The sequence below is a fragment of the Nocardia sp. NPDC058499 genome, assembly GCF_042719915.1.
GTDB lineage: Bacteria > Actinomycetota > Actinomycetes > Mycobacteriales > Mycobacteriaceae > Nocardia.
Window position 1 is genome coordinate 116,689 of sequence record NZ_JBHXMZ010000014.1, and the last position, 17,159, is coordinate 133,847.

18 protein-coding genes and 1 pseudogene are annotated in these 17,159 nt (G+C 64.8%); 7 read left to right on the forward strand and 12 right to left on the reverse strand.

Going from position 1 to position 17,159, the window contains the following annotated elements:
- Nucleotides 1-45 precede the first annotated feature (45 nt).
- On the forward strand, nucleotides 46-1,041 hold the full coding sequence (locus ACFWPH_RS30785; RefSeq protein ID WP_378755716.1) for an SCO2522 family protein: 996 nt from the start codon (nucleotides 46-48) through the stop codon (nucleotides 1,039-1,041).
- 176 nt (nucleotides 1,042-1,217) lie between these two features.
- Nucleotides 1,218-2,135, forward strand: coding sequence for an SCO2521 family protein (locus ACFWPH_RS30790; protein ID WP_378755717.1), 918 nt, complete (start codon nucleotides 1,218-1,220; stop codon nucleotides 2,133-2,135).
- Nucleotides 2,136-2,138: 3 nt separating this feature from the next.
- On the opposite strand, the gene ACFWPH_RS30795 is transcribed toward ACFWPH_RS30790, so the two are convergent.
- The 3 genes from ACFWPH_RS30795 to ACFWPH_RS30805 form a co-directional block, all read right to left on the reverse strand.
- Nucleotides 2,139-2,993 carry a hypothetical protein gene (locus ACFWPH_RS30795; RefSeq protein ID WP_378755718.1) on the reverse strand — a complete coding sequence of 285 codons (855 nt, stop codon included), beginning with the start codon at nucleotides 2,991-2,993 and terminating at the stop codon, nucleotides 2,139-2,141.
- A gap of 28 nt (nucleotides 2,994-3,021) precedes the next feature.
- Nucleotides 3,022-3,603 (reverse strand): GNAT family N-acetyltransferase, encoded by a 582-nt coding sequence (locus tag ACFWPH_RS30800; protein WP_378755719.1) that lies wholly within the window; start codon nucleotides 3,601-3,603, stop codon nucleotides 3,022-3,024.
- Nucleotides 3,604-3,854: 251 nt separating this feature from the next.
- Nucleotides 3,855-4,574: a TetR/AcrR family transcriptional regulator gene (locus ACFWPH_RS30805; RefSeq protein WP_378755720.1), complete on the reverse strand. Its 720-nt coding sequence runs from the start codon at nucleotides 4,572-4,574 to the stop codon at nucleotides 3,855-3,857.
- A 90-nt stretch (nucleotides 4,575-4,664) separates the two neighbouring features.
- Here ACFWPH_RS30805 and ACFWPH_RS30810 point away from each other — a divergent pair, with 90 nt between their 5' ends.
- Entirely contained in the window at nucleotides 4,665-6,170 is a 1,506-nt protein-coding gene (locus ACFWPH_RS30810; RefSeq protein ID WP_378755721.1) for an MFS transporter, read from the forward strand.
- A gap of 205 nt (nucleotides 6,171-6,375) precedes the next feature.
- Here the strand turns inward: ACFWPH_RS30810 and ACFWPH_RS30815 are convergent, their stop codons facing one another.
- Together ACFWPH_RS30815 and ACFWPH_RS30820 are read right to left on the reverse strand one after the other, a co-directional pair.
- Nucleotides 6,376-7,713, reverse strand: coding sequence for an MFS transporter (locus ACFWPH_RS30815; RefSeq protein ID WP_378755722.1), 1,338 nt, complete (start codon nucleotides 7,711-7,713; stop codon nucleotides 6,376-6,378).
- Between the two features lie 58 nt (nucleotides 7,714-7,771).
- Nucleotides 7,772-9,022, reverse strand: coding sequence for an FAD-dependent oxidoreductase (locus ACFWPH_RS30820; protein ID WP_378755723.1), 1,251 nt, complete (start codon nucleotides 9,020-9,022; stop codon nucleotides 7,772-7,774).
- Between the two features lie 139 nt (nucleotides 9,023-9,161).
- On the opposite strand from ACFWPH_RS30820, the gene ACFWPH_RS30825 reads away from it, so the two are divergent.
- The 4 genes from ACFWPH_RS30825 to ACFWPH_RS30840 all read left to right on the forward strand — a co-directional run bounded on the left by ACFWPH_RS30825 (nucleotide 9,162) and on the right by ACFWPH_RS30840 (nucleotide 12,576).
- A complete protein-coding gene (locus ACFWPH_RS30825; RefSeq protein ID WP_378755725.1) occupies nucleotides 9,162-10,058 on the forward strand; it encodes a LysR family transcriptional regulator in 897 nt (298 codons plus the stop codon).
- Nucleotides 10,059-10,191: 133 nt separating this feature from the next.
- A complete protein-coding gene (locus tag ACFWPH_RS30830; RefSeq protein ID WP_378755726.1) occupies nucleotides 10,192-10,623 on the forward strand; it encodes a MarR family winged helix-turn-helix transcriptional regulator in 432 nt (143 codons plus the stop codon).
- A complete protein-coding gene (locus ACFWPH_RS30835; protein ID WP_378755747.1) occupies nucleotides 10,607-12,031 on the forward strand; it encodes an MFS transporter in 1,425 nt (474 codons plus the stop codon). The genes ACFWPH_RS30830 and ACFWPH_RS30835 overlap by 17 nt, the downstream gene beginning before the upstream one ends.
- A gap of 77 nt (nucleotides 12,032-12,108) precedes the next feature.
- Complete coding sequence (locus tag ACFWPH_RS30840) at nucleotides 12,109-12,576, forward strand: NUDIX hydrolase (protein ID WP_378755727.1); 468 nt, start codon at nucleotides 12,109-12,111, stop codon at nucleotides 12,574-12,576.
- Nucleotides 12,577-12,700: 124 nt separating this feature from the next.
- On the opposite strand, the gene ACFWPH_RS30845 is transcribed toward ACFWPH_RS30840, so the two are convergent.
- The 7 genes and pseudogenes from ACFWPH_RS30845 to ACFWPH_RS30875 form a co-directional block, all read right to left on the reverse strand.
- Nucleotides 12,701-13,381, reverse strand: coding sequence for a type 1 glutamine amidotransferase domain-containing protein (locus ACFWPH_RS30845; protein ID WP_378755729.1), 681 nt, complete (start codon nucleotides 13,379-13,381; stop codon nucleotides 12,701-12,703).
- 65 nt (nucleotides 13,382-13,446) lie between these two features.
- On the reverse strand, nucleotides 13,447-13,875 hold the full coding sequence (locus tag ACFWPH_RS30850; protein WP_378755731.1) for a DUF4279 domain-containing protein: 429 nt from the start codon (nucleotides 13,873-13,875) through the stop codon (nucleotides 13,447-13,449).
- Nucleotides 13,876-13,899: 24 nt separating this feature from the next.
- The gene (locus ACFWPH_RS30855; protein ID WP_378755733.1) at nucleotides 13,900-14,331 is read right to left on the reverse strand and encodes a DUF4279 domain-containing protein; all 432 of its coding nucleotides are present in this window, start codon (nucleotides 14,329-14,331) and stop codon (nucleotides 13,900-13,902) included.
- Between the two features lie 14 nt (nucleotides 14,332-14,345).
- Nucleotides 14,346-14,768: pseudogene (locus tag ACFWPH_RS30860) on the reverse strand (putative adhesin).
- 266 nt (nucleotides 14,769-15,034) lie between these two features.
- Nucleotides 15,035-15,562, reverse strand: coding sequence for a hypothetical protein (locus ACFWPH_RS30865; protein ID WP_378755735.1), 528 nt, complete (start codon nucleotides 15,560-15,562; stop codon nucleotides 15,035-15,037).
- A 30-nt stretch (nucleotides 15,563-15,592) separates the two neighbouring features.
- Nucleotides 15,593-15,961: a toxin-antitoxin system YwqK family antitoxin gene (locus tag ACFWPH_RS30870; protein WP_378755736.1), complete on the reverse strand. Its 369-nt coding sequence runs from the start codon at nucleotides 15,959-15,961 to the stop codon at nucleotides 15,593-15,595.
- A 2-nt stretch (nucleotides 15,962-15,963) separates the two neighbouring features.
- Entirely contained in the window at nucleotides 15,964-16,233 is a 270-nt protein-coding gene (locus ACFWPH_RS30875) for a hypothetical protein (RefSeq protein WP_378755737.1), read from the reverse strand.
- Nucleotides 16,234-17,159 lie beyond the last annotated feature (926 nt).

Here is a 17,159-nt window from a genome sequence, read left to right on the forward strand (position 1 = left end):
ACCGCGACATCGTTCGCAGAACAGGCATCCGACCACGTGGAGAATGTGGCAGATTACAGCGAGGCGAGCGAACTCGGAAGAGTCAGCGCTGTGCCGTTGTCGCATATATCGGTCGAGGTAGGCCACTTCCTCATGCAGGATCTGGTCAACGGGGTGGACCGCATTCAACAACAGTTCCGGCGTATCGTGCCACTGCTCGACGCGTTCACCCGGTCCGCGCAGGCCGAGTTCGGGGGCCGGGCCCGGATCAGCACCTGCTTTCTCGTCGACGACTATTTCCGGCCCGATACCGACCCGGGCGTAATTCTCGACAAGCTGCTGGGCACGGCTGCCGATTGTGGGCTGAGGATCGACTACCTGGCCCGGGAGGCGGGGTGTGCCGATGTTCCCGAAGTCGTTCGCGACGGGGTTGTGCGCACTTCCTCGATAGCGCTGGCCGAAATGGTGCGGCACCGGATCGTCGCCGAGCCCGATCAGGGCGCAAACGGCCGCCGGCCGCCGACCGCGGAGTCCGGGTGGTTGTGCAACGGCAAACGGGCCACCGATCAAGAACCCGGGGCGGCTCTGCATCCGATGCAGGAGTACCGGCCGCCCGAGGAATTCGGCCGCCGCGGGCATTCGATATTCCTCGATGTAGAGATGTGGGACCACCCGAACACGGATGCGGACGTCCCCAAATGGTCGTGTCCGTACCTGGCGGCGATCTGGCAACTGCTGCGGTTGGGCATGCTGCGATATGAGGGCCGGCCCCCGGTGGAACCGCAGGCGTGGAACCGGCAACGGTGGCCGGACCGCTGGGAAGATCTCCCTTCGGTCGTTCAGCTCGAGCCGAACGCCAAACCGTTCGCCGCCTACCGTTCGCTGTCGATTCTGCCGATGCGTTACGTCGGTATCGAACACGCGGTCCGGGTCATTCTCGATCACATCCAGCTCGACCACGAGGTGGTCGAGCAGGTGGTCGCACGTGGCAGGGCCGAGAACATCACGGTGTCCCGGCGGGTCGCGGAGCGGCTCGAGCATCATCTGCTGGCCGGATCCTGATGCCCGGATCCGTTGCCGCGGAGCCGCCGCGTGGCTCTGCCCGCCGTTCTGCCCGCGCCCAGGGAAGAGGCCGGGCTGTCCGGGTTCTCGCCCGTGCCGCGGCCGGTCAGCCGCGCATACCGTCGCCACCGGCTCCGCCGCACGCGCCGCCCGGCATCCTGGCAATGTTCGGTGAGGTGAGCACTTCCCTGCTGCCCACGGCCACCGCGCTACAGCACGGGGAGGTCCGTGAGCTGCTCGAGCTGAGCCCCGACCATCGAGTGCGGTGGCGGGAACGGCCGGTATCGCTGGGGATTTCGCCGCCGATCGCGGAGGGGGTGGATTGCGGGCTCGCTGTCGCGAGGCATCCGGCCGTGCGCGCGATCGGCACCATTGCCTTGCGCGCAACCGTAGTCGGGGGACGGGTCGTGCAGAGTTCGGCCCGGTGTTCGGTGACCCGCTCGGCATCGGACAAGCGGCAGGGATGGTTCCACTATTTGAGCCGGGTGGGCGTTCTCGAGGTGATGACCAGGGTCACCCATGAGACACCGGCACGCCTGGCCGAGGGTTTCCTCGGTGACCGTCCGAGTTCGGCGACACTCGATCTGACCTCGCCGACCGACCGGCTCCTCGGCCGAATCGGGCTGCGCAGGCTGGATAACGAGGCCCCGCTGCGGGCGGGGACGCTGCGGCTGCGCTGGGCGGCCCGGGTAGGCGACCTCACGCGGCCGCAGGTGGCGTTCCGGGTACACGACGATCTGACGAGGACGGCGCTGATCGTCGTGCCCGCGGAATCGGAACTCGATGCTGTGCAACGCTTCTGTGAGGATCTGGCCGCCCACGATTGGCTGCTGACCGTAGCGTCCGATGCTGTCGAGCGCGCGGACCTGGCCGGTCCGGGTACGCGCGAATCCGTGGAAATTCTCGCCCCGGTACTGGAACATCTCGCACATCTGTGGGTCCCCGGCGCCCACACACCGGCGGGTCTGCGTGACCTGTGGGCCCAGCTGGCCGAGGAACCCGACCTCGCCGCGCAATGGCTCCGCACGGTTGGGCATATGCGCAACCGGCTGCTGGTCTCGACATGGAAGGCCATGCACGAGAACACCCTGTGAGGATCAGAATCGGAACCAGCGGCGCACCAGCAGGGCGAAAAGTACCGACAGGAAAATGATTCCGGTCCAGGATTCGACCAGCAAGAGGACCTGGGCGCGGGCGTTGAGGTCGTCGACGCCCACCGGATTGAGGTAGTTGGTGAAGCATACTTTGGCCGCATCGGCCAGCGAGTGCCAGGTCAGCTGCTTTCCCTCCCATATCCAGTACAGAATGGTGAACAGGACCAGTTGTACCGCGATCCAGGCCAGCAGCTGGAAGGGTTTGAACCCATAGCCGCACAACATATCCGAGACGAAGCCCGGGATGCGCCGCCACCGCGGCATGGTCGCCTGCCGCTTGGCCCGTGCCCGGGCCAGGCGGCAGCGGTCCTGGGCTGTGACATCTTCGGCGACATCGAAACAGTAGGTGGCGCGTTTGTAGGCGAGTGCCGCGTGTGCGGGCAATCCGCTCTTCTTCAATACGCCGCCGAGCACTTCGTACAGCTCGGCGAGATACATGTTCTGTGTCCCGCTGAGCCGGCGTGGCCCGCGGAACTCCACCTCCAGCGCGAGTAGTTTCCGGATGCTTGCGGCCGGGCCGTGCAGCACATCGGGATCGTCCGGGCTCGGCCGGTGCACCTGCTCGAATACGAGGGCATCACCGCGCGGCGGAACATTGGATTTCTCGTATTCGACGACGACCTGTTCGACCCGATGATGGAAATTGGCGAGCAGATTCCGCTCGGTGAGTGGTTTGCCGTTGTCCTGGATGGTTCCCAGCTCGTCCAGACGCAGCGCGTAGTGAGCGGATTGACGACCGATCAGGTCGATCATGGACCGCACCGCGGGTGGGGTCTGGTCGGCGCTGTTATCCGGCATAGGGGGTCCCCTCGAACGAGTAGCTGAGTCAGAACTGCTGACCGCGTGGGCGTTTGACCCACTGTGGGCCGTCGGAGGCCGCAGTGTCCCAGCGCCGCGGGGCCGGATCGAACCGGAGTTCGAGCACATCGCGGGGCTCGTCGGTCCCGAAATAGTGCTGATCACGCTCGATCTGCCGGAAGCCCGTCTTCTCGTACAGCTTGACCGCAGCGGTGTTCTCCTGACGCACGGTGAGGCGGACGCGGTACACCTGTGCGTCCCGACACCGATCGAATACGTGCTCCAGTAAACGAGTTCCGAGACCGTTGCGGCGGGCCCGTTCGGAAACGGCCATACTCAGCACCCAGGCGCACCCCTGCCCGTCGACGCCTACCACGGCGTATCCGAGGATTGCGCCTGCTTCTTCGGCGACGACCCAGTGTGATCTGTGCAGTTCGAACAGCTGACGCAGGATGAAGAACGGATAGGCCAGGTCGGTGAACTGGGCCTTTTCCATACCCGACAGGATGGGCAGGTCCTCCAGCCGCGCAGACCGGAGTCTGGCCTCACCTGTTGTGGCGAGTGGAGCTCCGCCGAGGAACTGCGGCCGGTCTGCTGGTCGACGGGTCATATCTGCTGCCTCACCCCCGAGTTCGGCTATCGGTGCCGAACGTCGTCGTTATATAGAGTGTGCATCGGTGATCGAGGTCCGTCCACAAAAGTGAGCAGTTCGCCGGTAGCCGCAGAATAGCCTGTGCGACAGCGCAATACGCCTCATCTGCAGCTTTGGTGTTATTCCGGCACGTCGGCCCCGGGCAGTATTAGCCTCGGGGCCGAGCAGCTATCGAGCAGCCTCCGCGGGTGCGAATCGGCACGGTGCGGTCACCGGCGCGGGATCGGCTGCCCCATGGTGCTTGTCGAAGCAGGGCCTGCCGGAGTGGTTCGGCCGGCGCGGAGGGCGAAACCGTCGCACAGGGCGGTCAGGCCGAGGTGTAGCAGGTCGAGCTGGGCGAATTGGTCGCCGGTTCCGTGTAGTTCCGATAGTGCGGGTGGGGTCGGGTGAACCGGGTAGCCGGCCAGTAATGACCGCAGGCCGTTCTCTTCTGTGCTGTCGACTCCCTTACGGGTCACCAGGGACGAACTGACGTGGGGGAGGGTGGCGCCGGAGATGTAGTTCCAGACCGCGAACGACATCTCGGTGGCTTCGTGCGTGGTGACCCCGAGTTCGCGGAACCCGTCGACGAGCCAGGCCAGGCATGCGAGGCTGCTGGGCCCGAAGCTGTAGCGGGGGGTGGCGAAGGCCAGCAGTACCCACGGATGCCGCTGATACAGCTCCCAGTCGATCTCGCCGGCGATCCGGACCCGGTCCCGCCAGGTCCAGTTCTTGCCCTCGACCGCCGGGTAGGGGTAGCGGCCCGCCACCTCGTCGGCCATGGCGGCGATCAGCACATCCTTGTTCGCGATATGCCGGTACAGCGACATCGCGCCCACACCCATCCGGTCGGCGATCCGCCGCATGGACAGGGCGTCGAGCCCCGCGGTATCGGCGAGGGAGATAGCGGTATCGACGATGGCGGCTCTGGTGAGCTTCGGTTCGGTCATCGGATGCCTGACTTCGACCGCGGAACTGACATGCGTACACTGTACCCCGGATCATGCGTACGCCGTACGCGACAGGGAAGGGAATGGTGGATGACGAACGTGGAGGCAGCGCACGCCACGCGGGAGGCGGGCGGCTCGCGGCGCGCCTGGCTCGGTTTGGCGGTCCTGGTGCTGCCGGTGCTGCTGGTGTCGATGGATATGTCCGTACTGTTCCTGACACTGCCGACACTGACCGTCGACCTGGACCCGTCGGCCGCCCAGCAGCTGTGGATCCTCGATATCTACGGATTCCTCATCGCCGGCCTGCTCATCACCATGGGCAACCTGGGCGACCGGATCGGGCGGCGGCGCATCCTGCTCGGGGGCGCGATGATGTTCGGTATCGCCTCGGTACTCGCGGCGTTCGCGCCCAGCGCCGAGGTACTGATCGCTGCGCGGGCCCTGATGGGTATCGGCGGCGCCACCCTGCTGCCGTCCAGCCTGTCGCTGATCACCACCCTGTTCCCGGACGCGCGGCAGCGCGCCACCGCGATCGGCGTATGGACGGCATTCTTCGCGGGCGGTTCGGCGGTCGGCCCGATCATCGGCGGGGTGCTGCTGCACCACTTCTGGTGGGGATCGGTATTCCTGATCAACGTCCCGGTGCTGCTGGTGCTGCTCGTCTTCGGGCGGATCCTGCTCCCGGAACACCGGGCGACCGCACTGGGCCCGCTGGACCTGCCGAGCGTGGCACTGTCCATCGGCGGCATCCTGCCGCTGGTGTATGCGGTCAAGCACGCCGCCGAATTCGGTATCGACTCGGTGGCCTTGATATCGGCGGTGATCGGCGGTGCACTCCTGACCCTCTTCGTGCGCCGGCAGCGGCGCATCAGTGAACCGCTACTGGATCTGCGGCTGTTCGGGAACGGGCCGTTCTCGGTCGCGATCGGGTCCAGCCTGGCCGGAATGATGTCGCTGGCGGGGCTGAGCTATCTGGCCAGCGTCTACCTGCAGTCGGTCACCGGCCGCGACCCGCTGGCCGCCGCGCTGCTCGGTATCCCGATGGCGGTGACGGTGTTCGTGTTCTCGATGACGGGATCGCGGGTGGCGCAATGGCTGGGTGGCCGGGGCGCGTTCGCCTCGGCGCTCGTGGCCGCCGCGGTCGGCAACCTGATGCTGCTCGGTATCGGCGTGGACGGCGGAGTCGGCTGGTATGTGGCGGGTTCGGCGATCGCCGGTGTCGGCTACGGGATCGTGTTCACGCTGGTCTCGGAAGTGGCCGTCTCCTCGGTGCCGCCGGAGCGGGCGGGTTCTGCGGTGGGAATCTCGGAAACCAGTTTCGAACTCGGTAACGCCCTCGGGCTGGCGCTGCTCGGATCGCTGGCGGCGGTGATCTTCAGCTCCGGCGGCGATTTCGCTCCGACCATCGGCGAGACCATCCAATTCGCCGGGGACGATCCGGCGCTGGTGCATGCGGCGCGCGAATCGTTCGTCGACGGTATGCACGTGGCGACCACGGCCGGGGCGGCCGTACTTCTTGTGATGGCGGTCGTCGTGCTGGTCAGCCTCCCGCGCCGGACCCGCTCGGCCGAGCGCAAACAGGTCGAGCACGCGTAACGGCGGGTTCCGCGGCTCCCGGCCGTCATACTCGGCCCAGCGCCGGCGCTGCTGTCCGGTCGCCGACTCCTGGACGGTTGGCGAACCATAATTCTCTGTACACAGCCGGCGCTGCTCGGCTCGCAGCAGTGCAGACTCGGACGACCACGCGGATCGACCTCGTCGCCGGTGATCGGCGGCGAGGTCGGCCCTTGCTCGTCTGCCGCTATACGGTGATCTTGTGATCGGCCGGGCCCGGGCTTCCGGTACGCCCGGTGGACCCGTCGCCGGTGGCCCGGGGCCTATCGGATCGAATGAAACAACAGGTGGCCGCACCGGCGAACGGTCCGATCGCCAGCACGATGAACGCCGCGTAGAACGAGCCGGTGGCGTGGAAGACGAAACCGACCACCGCGGGCACCACCACACTGCCGAGCTGCCAGATCGCATTGACGCCCCCCGCCGCGGAACCGACCAGGTCACGTCCGGCCAGGGCCGGGGTCAGCGCGGCGGTGAGCGGTGAGTAGGCATAAGCGCCCAGTCCCAGCAGTGGCGCGCACCAGAGGAACTGGGTGAGGCTCGACAGCGATCCGAAGGTGAGCAGGGTGCCGCCGAAGACGACCAGGATCGCGATGATCGGTAGTTTCTGGCCCAGCCGGAGTCGATCGGTGATCCATCCGACCATGGGTTTCGCCACGACGGCGACCCCGGCGAAGATCACCAGAACCGTCCCGGCGTCGACGGGATCGATACCGTTGGCCTTGACCATTAGCGTATTCGACCAGGTCACGAAGCCGTAGGTACCCCACAGTCCGCCGAATCCCGTGACGGCGAGCAGGAGCAGATCGCGGTTGCGCAGCAGCGGGCGCAGATCCGGTAGCGCGGCGGCACGGGATTTCTGTGGTGTCTCCCGCTCGGTGACTCCCTGCGGCCGATCGCGCAGCAGCACGAAACACAGGACGCTGATGACGACGGTGACGATGCCGAACACGTGATACGACTCGCGCCATCCCGAAGCTTCGATCAGCCGGGGGACGACGGCGTTGGCGATGACCGTGCCGAGCGAGGTCGCGGTCATGAACACGCCCATCGCGAACCCTCGCTGCGCGGGCGTGAACCAGGTCGCGATGAGTTTGAGCCCGCCCGCGTAGTCGGCGCCGGCGAACAATCCGACGACGCCCTGCACGATCAAGCCCGCGGTGATCGATTCGATGGTGCCGAAAACGATCATGAACGAGCCCGCGACCAGTCCGGTGAGCGAGAGGATCATCCGTCCGCCCAGCCAGTCGGTGAGGAAGCCGCCGAAGGCGTTGGAGGCCACGTAACCGATGTAGTAGCAGGTCGCGAAGATACCGATGGCGGCGATCGGCACGGCGAGGGAATCGCTGACCGAGGCCGAGGCCGGACCCCAGGTCGACCGGTCGACCGAGGTCATGGTGAACGCGGCCCAGCACATCGTGAGGACGACCCACCGGTAGGCGGAGGAGTGCCGGACGCTCGTGCCGAGTCCAGGGCGCCCTCCGTGGTTACGCGGCGCGGCCGCCTCCGGGCCTGACTTGCTCATGCGGTGTGCTCCGATTCGCGCGATGACGGCAGTGGGTGGGGTGTCCAGTGCGGCCCGCTCATACGATCGCCCCCTGGGCGAGCAGGGCGCGGCGGATACCGGGCAGATCGTGGCGCCGGCCCTCGCTGTACTGCGCGGCGGCGATACCCGCGGCGTGTCCGGTGGCGAAGGCGGTGCCCATCACCCGTACCGAGGCGAACGCCTCGTCGTCCGAGCTGGTCAACCGGCCGACACCCCACACATTGCCGGTGTCGGCGCACCGGATGGCATCGTAGGGGACGTCGTACCAGCGCCCGCCATCGATCTCCTCGTAGTGGGTCACCCCCGGCCCGGCGTGATCCTCGATCGGCCAGCCGCAGCGTCCGATGGATTCGTCGGGACGTTTGCGGGCCCGCCGCACATCGTCGGCGGTGATCATGGTTTTGCCGACCAATCGCCGGCTCTCCCGGATGCCGATCTGCGGGCCGGAGGTGACCAGGTAGGCCTGCTGCCATCCGGCCATTCCCTTGCGCATGGCGTCGAGATAGCGCCAGGACTGTGCCCGGGCACCGGCTTCCGCGGCACTGCTCTGCTCGGCGTCGAGGGTGTCGAAATGTTCGTCGACCAGCAGCGCCATCACCTCACCGGTGACCGGCAGCCGCACGGCGATCCCGTGGTCGCGTGGCAGCTCGGCACCCGTTTCCTGGTTGTAGGCGGCCACCGCGGCGCGCATACCGTCGGTCGAGAGATCGGCGTCCTCGGCGACTCCGCCGAAGCGGCAGGCGAGAGTGTTCGTCTGCCGGTCGGCGAGGTCCACCGTGCGCACCGCCGCCCCGGCGAGCGCCAGCAACGCACCGTCACCGCTGGCATCGATGAAGGCATCGGCCGTGAGCCGTTCGGTGCCGCCGCGGTGGGCGAGTTCGACCTCGGTGATCACCCCGTCGCGCCGGGTCGCCCCGATCAGGGTGGAATGCAGCCGGGTCTCCACCCCCGCATCGGCGACGATCTCGTCGCAGACGATCTTCGTGGTCTCGGCGTCCAGCAGCACGATCCGGTTACCGGTCCAGCCCATGACCTTCTCCGCGTACACCCCGCGAGCACGCAGGCGGTCCAGGACCTCGCCGCCCACACCGGCGACGACGGTTTCGTGGGTCTGGTCGAAGAAACCGCAGAAGGTGAGCACCGAACTGTTCGTCGCCGCGCCGCCCAGGAACGGGTACCGCTCGATCAGCCGGACCCGCGCCCCGCTGCGCGCGGCCCCGACCGCCGCCGCGATCCCGCCGGCGCCACCTCCGACAACTACGACATCGACATGCTCTGTGAGCGTCACCGTTGGGCTCCTATCCCTTCCCGGCGGCCGGCCGGGAAACACCTGTGGACTGAGTCACACCATGAGGGATACCTTCGGCTCACGTCCAATGCCCATTTCGGCGACCAGGTATACCTGACAGGTATGGCATCCTGACCCGGTGGAGTTACGGCATCTGAGATATTTCGTGGCAGTGGTCGAAGAACGCTCGATCTCTCGTGCGGCGCAACGCCTGGTGATGTCGCAGCCGGCGCTCACCCGGCAGATCAGAGAACTCGAACGCGAATGCGGTATCGACCTGCTGGACCGTATCCCGCGCGGAGTGGAACCGACTCCCGCCGGCGCCGCCCTCTACCAGCACGCGGCCCATCTGCTCGGGCTGGCCGCCACCACCCGTGACGTCGCCCGCTCCGCCTCCGCCGCCCGCGAACTGATCTCCATCGGCCTGCCGCCGGGCCTCCCGGCCGATTGGCTCACCGGACTCATCCACGCCTTCCGCGACGAAACCCCCGATATCCGTATCGATTTCACCGATGCGAACAGCAGTGCCCAGTTGCGTTCGGTGCAGGAAGGCCGCCTCGATATCGGGATCGTGCACCAGCATCCACCGTCGAACCTGCACTCGGCCAGACTTTTCGAGAAGCCGTTCGGTCTCGCGGTCCGGCCGAACCATCCGCTCGCCGAACGGGCTACCTGCCCGCTGGTCGAACTCGACGATCTCCGCGTCCTCGCCCACGCCCGCGAACAGATCCCCGCCGAACACGACCGGCTGATCTCGGCCGCCTACGAGGCCGGTATCGCACCGATCTGGCAGTTCGCGTCCTTCGTCGAAAACGCTCTGGCCTGCGCCGAAGCCACCGGTTCGCATGCGGTGCTGCTCAGCGAGGCCAGTGCGCACCGGTTGCTACCGGGCTGGCCGTGGGTGGAGCTGGTGGAACCGGCGTTCCCGATGCGGACCTGGCTGGTGCGTCCGGAACGGGCCCGCGCCGCGGTCGAGGCGAGTGGGGAATTGATCGCTCGATACGCCCGGCGAGTGAACGAGGAGGCAGCAGGGTGAGCCTTGACGACGGCGGTATGCGGCCGATCGCGGGGCGCCGGCCGGCGGTGATGAAGTCTTGCCCGGCAGCGCCGTAGTCCGCTCCACCAGACCAGTAAACCAAGTTGATCAACCTAGTTGTATATTATTGGGCGTGGTCACGAACGAAACAACGCTCGCCCTGGCATTGCGTGAAGCCCTGCGACCGCTGTGGAGGCAGCTGAACGTCCACAAGACCCTCTCCACCGGAAAGCTGGGTGTGCTGGTCTATCTCGCGGAACACGGCGCCGCCACCTCGTCCACGCTCGCATCGGTCGAGAAGATCAGCCCGCAGGCCATCGCGACCGCGGTGCGGGAACTGGAGGGCCTCGGTCTCATCACCCGGACACCCGACGACCAGGACCGCCGCCGGGTATGGATCGACCTCACCGAAGCCGGCCGGGAGCGGCTGGCCCGGGAGCGTTCGACGGGCAACACCTGGCTGGAGCAGGCGGTGACCGAACGGTTGACGGCCGACGAACGAGAACTGCTGGAATCCGTAGTCCCGCTGCTACGCAAACTGACCTCGGATATGCCCGGTGCGTAAGCCGCAGTTACGGCCGGCGCTGCTGCCCGCGCTCGTCTACACAGCCTTGACCACCGCGGTCGTCAGTTCGCTGGGCATGCTGCTGGTTCCGACGCTGTCTCAGGAAATGTCGGTATCGGTCAGTGCCGCGCAATGGATGCTCACCGTGAACCTGCTGGTCGGCGCCGTGGCCACCCCGATCATGGGCCGATTGAGCGACGGCCCGCACAAGAAACGTCTGCTGCTGGGGTCGCTCGCCATCATTCTCGCCGGGTCGGTCCTGGCCGCATGCGCCCCGAACTTCGCCGTATTCCTGGTCGGGCGCGCGCTGCAGGGCCTGTCCTACGGCATCGTGCCGATGACGATCGCGCTCGCCCGCCGCTACCTCCCGGAGGAACAGATCCGGCCGGGGCTTTCCAGCCTGTCGGTGACCGCCTCGACCGGTCTCGGTATCGGCTATCCGCTCACCGGCATCCTCGCCGATGAGGCCGGTTTTCGCGTCGCCTTCGCCTTCGCCGCCATTTTCCTGGTGAGTGCGGTGATCGTGGTGTGGCAGGTGATCCCGGACGGACCGGATGAACAAGCCCCCCGCACTCGGTTCGACGCACCGGGTGCCGCACTGCTCGGTCTGGGGCTCACCGCGCTGCTCATCGCAATCAGCGAGGGGCCGAATTGGGAGTGGATCTCGGCGAAAACCCTCGGTTTCGTCTTCGCCGCGGCGGTACTGCTGTGGGCGTGGGTGCTCGTCGAGCTGCGTACCGACACCCCGCTCATCGATCTGCGGGTCTTCCGCCACCGCGACGTCGTACTCGCCAACGGCACCGCGATCGGGCTCGGCGCCGCAATGTACATCGGACTGTCCGTCAGCAGTCTCATCGCGCAAGCTCCGGCCACCACCGGCTACGGAATAGCGCTTCCCGTGTTCTGGGCGGGCTTCGTGATGCTCCCGCTGTCCATCGGAAGCCTCGGCGCCAACCGGGCGGTCCGTGCAGTCTCGCACCGAATCCAGCTGACCACCCTGCTCCCACTGGGCGCCGGGGTGATGACCGCATCGGCCGTCCTGCTCTGGCTGGTCCACGATCAACTGTGGGAAATCCTGGTCGGCATGCTGCTGTTCGGGCTGGGTATCGGAACGACCTACGCCGCCATGCCCGCACTGATCGCCAGGCGGGTCGCCGACACCGAACTCGGCAGCGCCGTCAGCTTCAACCAGGTTCTACGCACGGTCGGCGGCGCCTTCGGCAGCGCCGCCTCCGGCGCGGTGCTCGCCGCACATCTGGGCTCGGACCGGCATCCCACGGATACCGGCATCACCCTGGCCCTCGCCCTCGGCGTGTGTGGCTGCGCAATAGTTTTCGCCGCACTCTCGGCCAACTATGTGCATAGCCGCCGGGCCCACACCACACCGGAGTTGTCCCGGGTCCCGTGACCGCAGCGGAAGAACCGCGGATCGGCAAGGCGCTGGCGCAGCTCACCCCGCGGTGCGCGCGATAGTAGTTTCCGGGTATGAGTTTCCGGCTGGCCGCGTACGCCGTGTGCGTCACCGGCGGTCGGGTGCTGCTGGCCTGCCATAGGTCCCGCGGCGGCGAGTCCACTTGGACTCTTCCGGGTGGCCGAGTCGAGCATGGCGAGGATCCATTCGACGCGGTGACAAGGGAACTCACCGAGGAAACCGGCTGCCACGGCATCGTCGAACGCCTGCTCGGCGTCGATTCGAGAGTTATCCCCGCCGCCGTCGCCCGTGCCGGGACCGAACATCAGAACGTGGGAATTTTCTACGGCGTCCGCATCGTCGGCGGCGAACTGCGACCCGAACCCAACGGCGAGACCGCCGAATCGGTCTGGACACCGATCCCTGACGTCACCCACCTACGCCGCTCATCGCTCGTCGACATAGGCCTCACGTTCGCCCGGACTCTTCCGCCAACCGGCCACGTGCCTCCGATCGGGGTCGGCGGCTTGATCCAGCATTGAGCAACTCCCTCTCATTACGTGAACGGGCCGTCGCCGCGAACGCCGGCAAGGGCATGGAACGAGATGCGAATCGGCTCGTCGGTCACCGGAGGTTTGGTAACGATCGGGCGATCGACACAAGCACTTATGCGGCGAGTTTTGCTATCAGCGCGTCGGCCGCCGCGGCCGAGGAGCCGGGATTCTGGCCCGTGATCAGTAGCCCGTCCTCGACTACATAGGAACCCCAGTCGGCACCCTTCGAGTAGTTTCCGCCGAGCGCGAGCAGCTCGTCTTCGACGAGGAATGGAACGACATCGACCAGCTCGACCGCGGCCTCCTCTGTGTTGGTGAAACCGGTGACGTTTCGCCCCGCCACGATCGGACTGCCGTTTTCGTCGGTGACGTGGCGCAGCACGCCCGGTGCGTGGCAGACCAGCGCGACCGGCTTACCCGAGCGCAGCGCGGTTTCGATCAGTCGCCGGGAGCTGGGGTCCTCGGCGAGGTCCCACAGCGGGCCGTGTCCGCCGGGGTAGAAAACGGTGTCGAAGTCCTCGGCCGAGACCGAGTCGAGCCGCACGGTATCGGCCAGTGCCGCAGACGCTTCCGCGTCGGCCTCGAACCAGTGCGTATCGTCGGTCTGGAAGCCGGGCTCATTGCTTTTCGGGTCGAGCGGCGGCCGCCCACCGGCCGGAGACGCAAGGGTGATGTCGTAGCCGGCCGCCTTGAAGCGCCGGTACGGCGCGGCGAGTTCCTCCAGCCAGAAGCCGGTCTTCTTGCCTGTGTTCCCCAGTTGGTCGTGAGAGGTGAGGACGATGAGGACCTTCATGTGCATCTCCTTCTGGTCGACCGGTCGTGTCTTGGTGGCAGACTCCTAGTCGTCCGCCGAGCCTATTAAATTCCTAATTCAGCCCAGAACGCATCCTCGTCAGTCGGCGCGCGACGCGTCGTAAATGAAACGGGGAGCCCCAGACGGTAAAGGGATTGACGTGTCGCTGCATCGAGCGGAATCTGATGGATGCGCTCGACATGGCCGGTAATGATGACTTCAACTGAGTACCCGTTATCGCGTAGCGCGGAAAGTTGTGAGTGAATCGGTTCGATCGTGTCCTCTAGTATTTTGATCTGGCCGGGGGTCGATTTATGGGCACTCTGGTCGACGATGATCGACCATATGCCTGCTCCATCTTTGAAGCTGCGGTCATTGCGCGGTTCGATGGTGACGGAAGGTGCTATCCCGAGATGGCGCGTGACCTCTGATGAATCGAGGTTGTCCTTGGTGATTACGAGCATGGCGGCGGCGGATTCCCACTCATTCGCCATAGTTCCCCCTTTCCTCGGATGTAGTCAGCGGTCATTTGCGTTGAGTATCAGGACGACCGGTATCTTTATGGCTGCAAGTTTTTCCAGTGATTGGTTCGAAAATCTCAGTGTGGACCCATCTCGGACGACCCCGTAGATCGATATTTGTGCTTTAACGCCGAACGAAATCAATTGGTCTATCCTCGGACTGTACTCTTGAATTTTCTTCAAGATGTCAATCAGTTCGTCGTCCAATTCTGCGCGGCAACGGAAGTCGACAGTCCAGACGCCCTCGGTGGTCTGGATTGCAGTTCCTGGCCGGGCGAATCTCGATGGCGGTACGCCGATCAGATCTGTGATTCTGTCCGGATCGAGATCGGGGTGAGTTAATGTGAGTGAAATTTCGTCCAAATACCAGGGCTTCTCGGAGTAGTCGAATCGTTCGGAGAGGTTCTCCGCTCCCTGCTCATGGTCCACTGCATAATCATAGCTCATGACAGTGCCCATTCTCGACACGCCGCCCAATGGGTGTTACCCATACCCGGTTGCAGCAGTTCTGACAGGGCAACTGCTTCCTCGGCGGTGGCTGACCTTTCCATAATGCTCAGATCTTTCGGTGGTCTGAGTGTGTAATTCGGAATGGTGTCGCCTGGACCGAATGTCTCTACGAAGGAGTTCTCTGGGTAAACTCAGGCTTCCACTGCGAGTCCATTCAAACCGGGCAACAGTTCGCCGTCGGAAACATAGAAGGATATGTAGGTGCCCTCAGGAACAACTGTGGTTCCTGCGTCCCGGACGAGGTCGCCGTGTCCGGCGAAAACCGTCTCTCCATCGGCACGTCCTCCGGCCAACACCCGCTGCGCGTAGTAGTGGCCATCCGAGGAGTCGTAACGAGACATGTCGATGGGTGTCATGCCGTACGACCGTAAAGCGGCCAGGATCTCTTCCCTGGGCGGCAACGGATCGCCCTCGCCGCGTGGGAGCTCAACCGTTTCTGCGGTCGCGTTCGGCTCGGAGTCGCTTCCAGCTAGACCATGCGAAGTCGGCCGGGGTTCGCTGGTCAAATCGTTGTCATCGACAGTTGGTGAAGTTTGTACGGGCAATACTTGCTGCGCCGCGGCGGGTTCGTCAGTTGTTCGGGATTCTGTTGTGTTGTGCTGATCTAGCCGAACCTCGGGGTTCAGTACTCGGTTGCCCCGATCTGGGGCCACGTCCCGGTCTGGGTACGGCTCCAGTCGATCCACGATACGGCTACCGCGGACGTCGTCCCTGGTGGTTGGTAGTCCAGGGTCGTTTTGTCGATGAGGAGGTGGAAGTTCTCCCTGTTCGTGTCGGAGGTTGCGCTGATCTGGTACTGGATCTGGTCCGCGGTCTCGTTGGTAAGTCTCAGGGTGACTCGGGTTTTCGGTGGGTAGATCTGGCGGGCTTTCGGGCGTCGGCCGGTTTGCCGCGCCGTCGTGTAATCTTCCGCGATCATCTCCCGTGACCAGCTCGGGTACTGAAGCACTATCCCCGTCTCGGCGTCGACCACCAGGCTGGTCATCCCGACCAGCCGGCTGCTGTTGCGTTCCTGGTCGGTGGGGATCGGGTGGCATACCCAGGCGTTGTCGATCTCGTGGATCCAGTACTCCCGGGGTGACGGACGGATCTGGGCCAGATACTGGGCTACTTGTCCCCTGGTTCGGTACGGGGGTCGTATTCGGGGCATGGGCGCTTATCCTTGTTTTTACGCCTTTCGCTACCGGCCGCTCACGTTGGGGCGCCGGCGAGGTGGAACGGGATTTCCCAGTTCATCCCAACTGCGGCGCGACAGAATCTCACCCTCTTCCGAGAATTCGGTTTCCTGGGCAAGTTGGCCATTGAAGTGCCACTTTTTATGAACCCCCCTCGGGGTACCATGGAATACTTCACCATCTGATCTGAGGTTTCCGTTTGCCCACCACTGCCTTATAGTCCCATGGCGTATTCCATCAACGTAGAATGTTTGTGCGATAACCATTCCGCCAGCGGTTTCCACCGCCTCTCCGGTGAAGGGTTCTCCATTGTATTCCAGTCGAAGATCGTCACCGATTTCATAATCCATGCCACCCAGGTCGATACGCTTCACTATCATCCTCCTGTGGGAGTGTTGTGGACATCGATGAGGTTCTCGTCATCGGGTGGGAACCCGGTGTAGCGACCGTGATAATTGACCGTACCACCCATGGTCCAATTGCAGTTCGCGCAATAAGGTGTCGGTTGTGGTTTTCCCTTGCTAAATGGCTTGTAAGTCTGAGAATAGAATTCTTCCAGTGCATCCGGGCCGGTTGGATACACGGGCAGTCGTTGTTGCAGTCGGATTTCATTAATCGCTTCACGTGCCCACAGTAGTTCGTTCAACGCCTTTACCTCTGCGTGTCCCGTCGGTCTATCGAAGTGGGGGTGGGCGCGAACAGGTGCCCCTTCTTCGAGAAGCCCCCGACGGTCCAGATTCGGGTATCCGCCGTCGTGACTACGTCTTCCGGCCTCGATCATATTATTTATATTCTCTTGCAGTGTCGGATGGAGATCGGCCCAAGGGATTGCGTCGTCTTCGACCCCATTGACGCCTTCGTAAATCAGACCAGTACGTCGGTCCAGAACAGCCGCGGAGACTTGTCCGTGCGATGATGAGCTGACGTACGTTCCCTCTCTTTGCATCTGCAGGACTCTCTTATGTGCACGTGCCTGTGATTCACCCTGCGTCGGGCGATTCCTCGCGGCTGCCTGCCGAAACTGATCTGCGCGATCGAGAGCCACCGCGTTTACGAAGTCGCCGACCCCTGTGCCGTCCACCGAAGTGATAAGTCCATTACTATCTCGCTCTACCCTTGGATAGTTGCTGAGATCTGCGAGCTGCCGAGTGCCGGGCGGCGCGAGTGGCGCGCTGGTGTGCCCGGTCCGGGCGGTCTGGTGATTGATCCCGGCGCCATTGGCGTCGGTTGGTTCCGGCTGCTCCGATGCTCGCGTTATTGTGGTGTTTGCCGTGGGCTCGGGTGAAGTGCTTTGATCGCTGCCCGTGTTCGTCGCCATTTGGGGATGAGTGGAACGGCCGGTGCTTTCAGTATCCAGATCCCGCCCGCCTTCACTCCGCGCGGCTTCGGTGGGAGGTTGTTCCCTGCCGACCGACTCGGTGTCTGGTGATCCCGTACGGCCTGAACCTAGAACTGGTGGCTGCGGCTCTCGGGCCAGTGACCAGTCCCCGATAACGCGACCACCCGGTTTCAGAGTCGGTTTGTCGTGATCGGTGTTCAGTTGATGTCGCAGTCCACCGGGTGGTGGGTGTG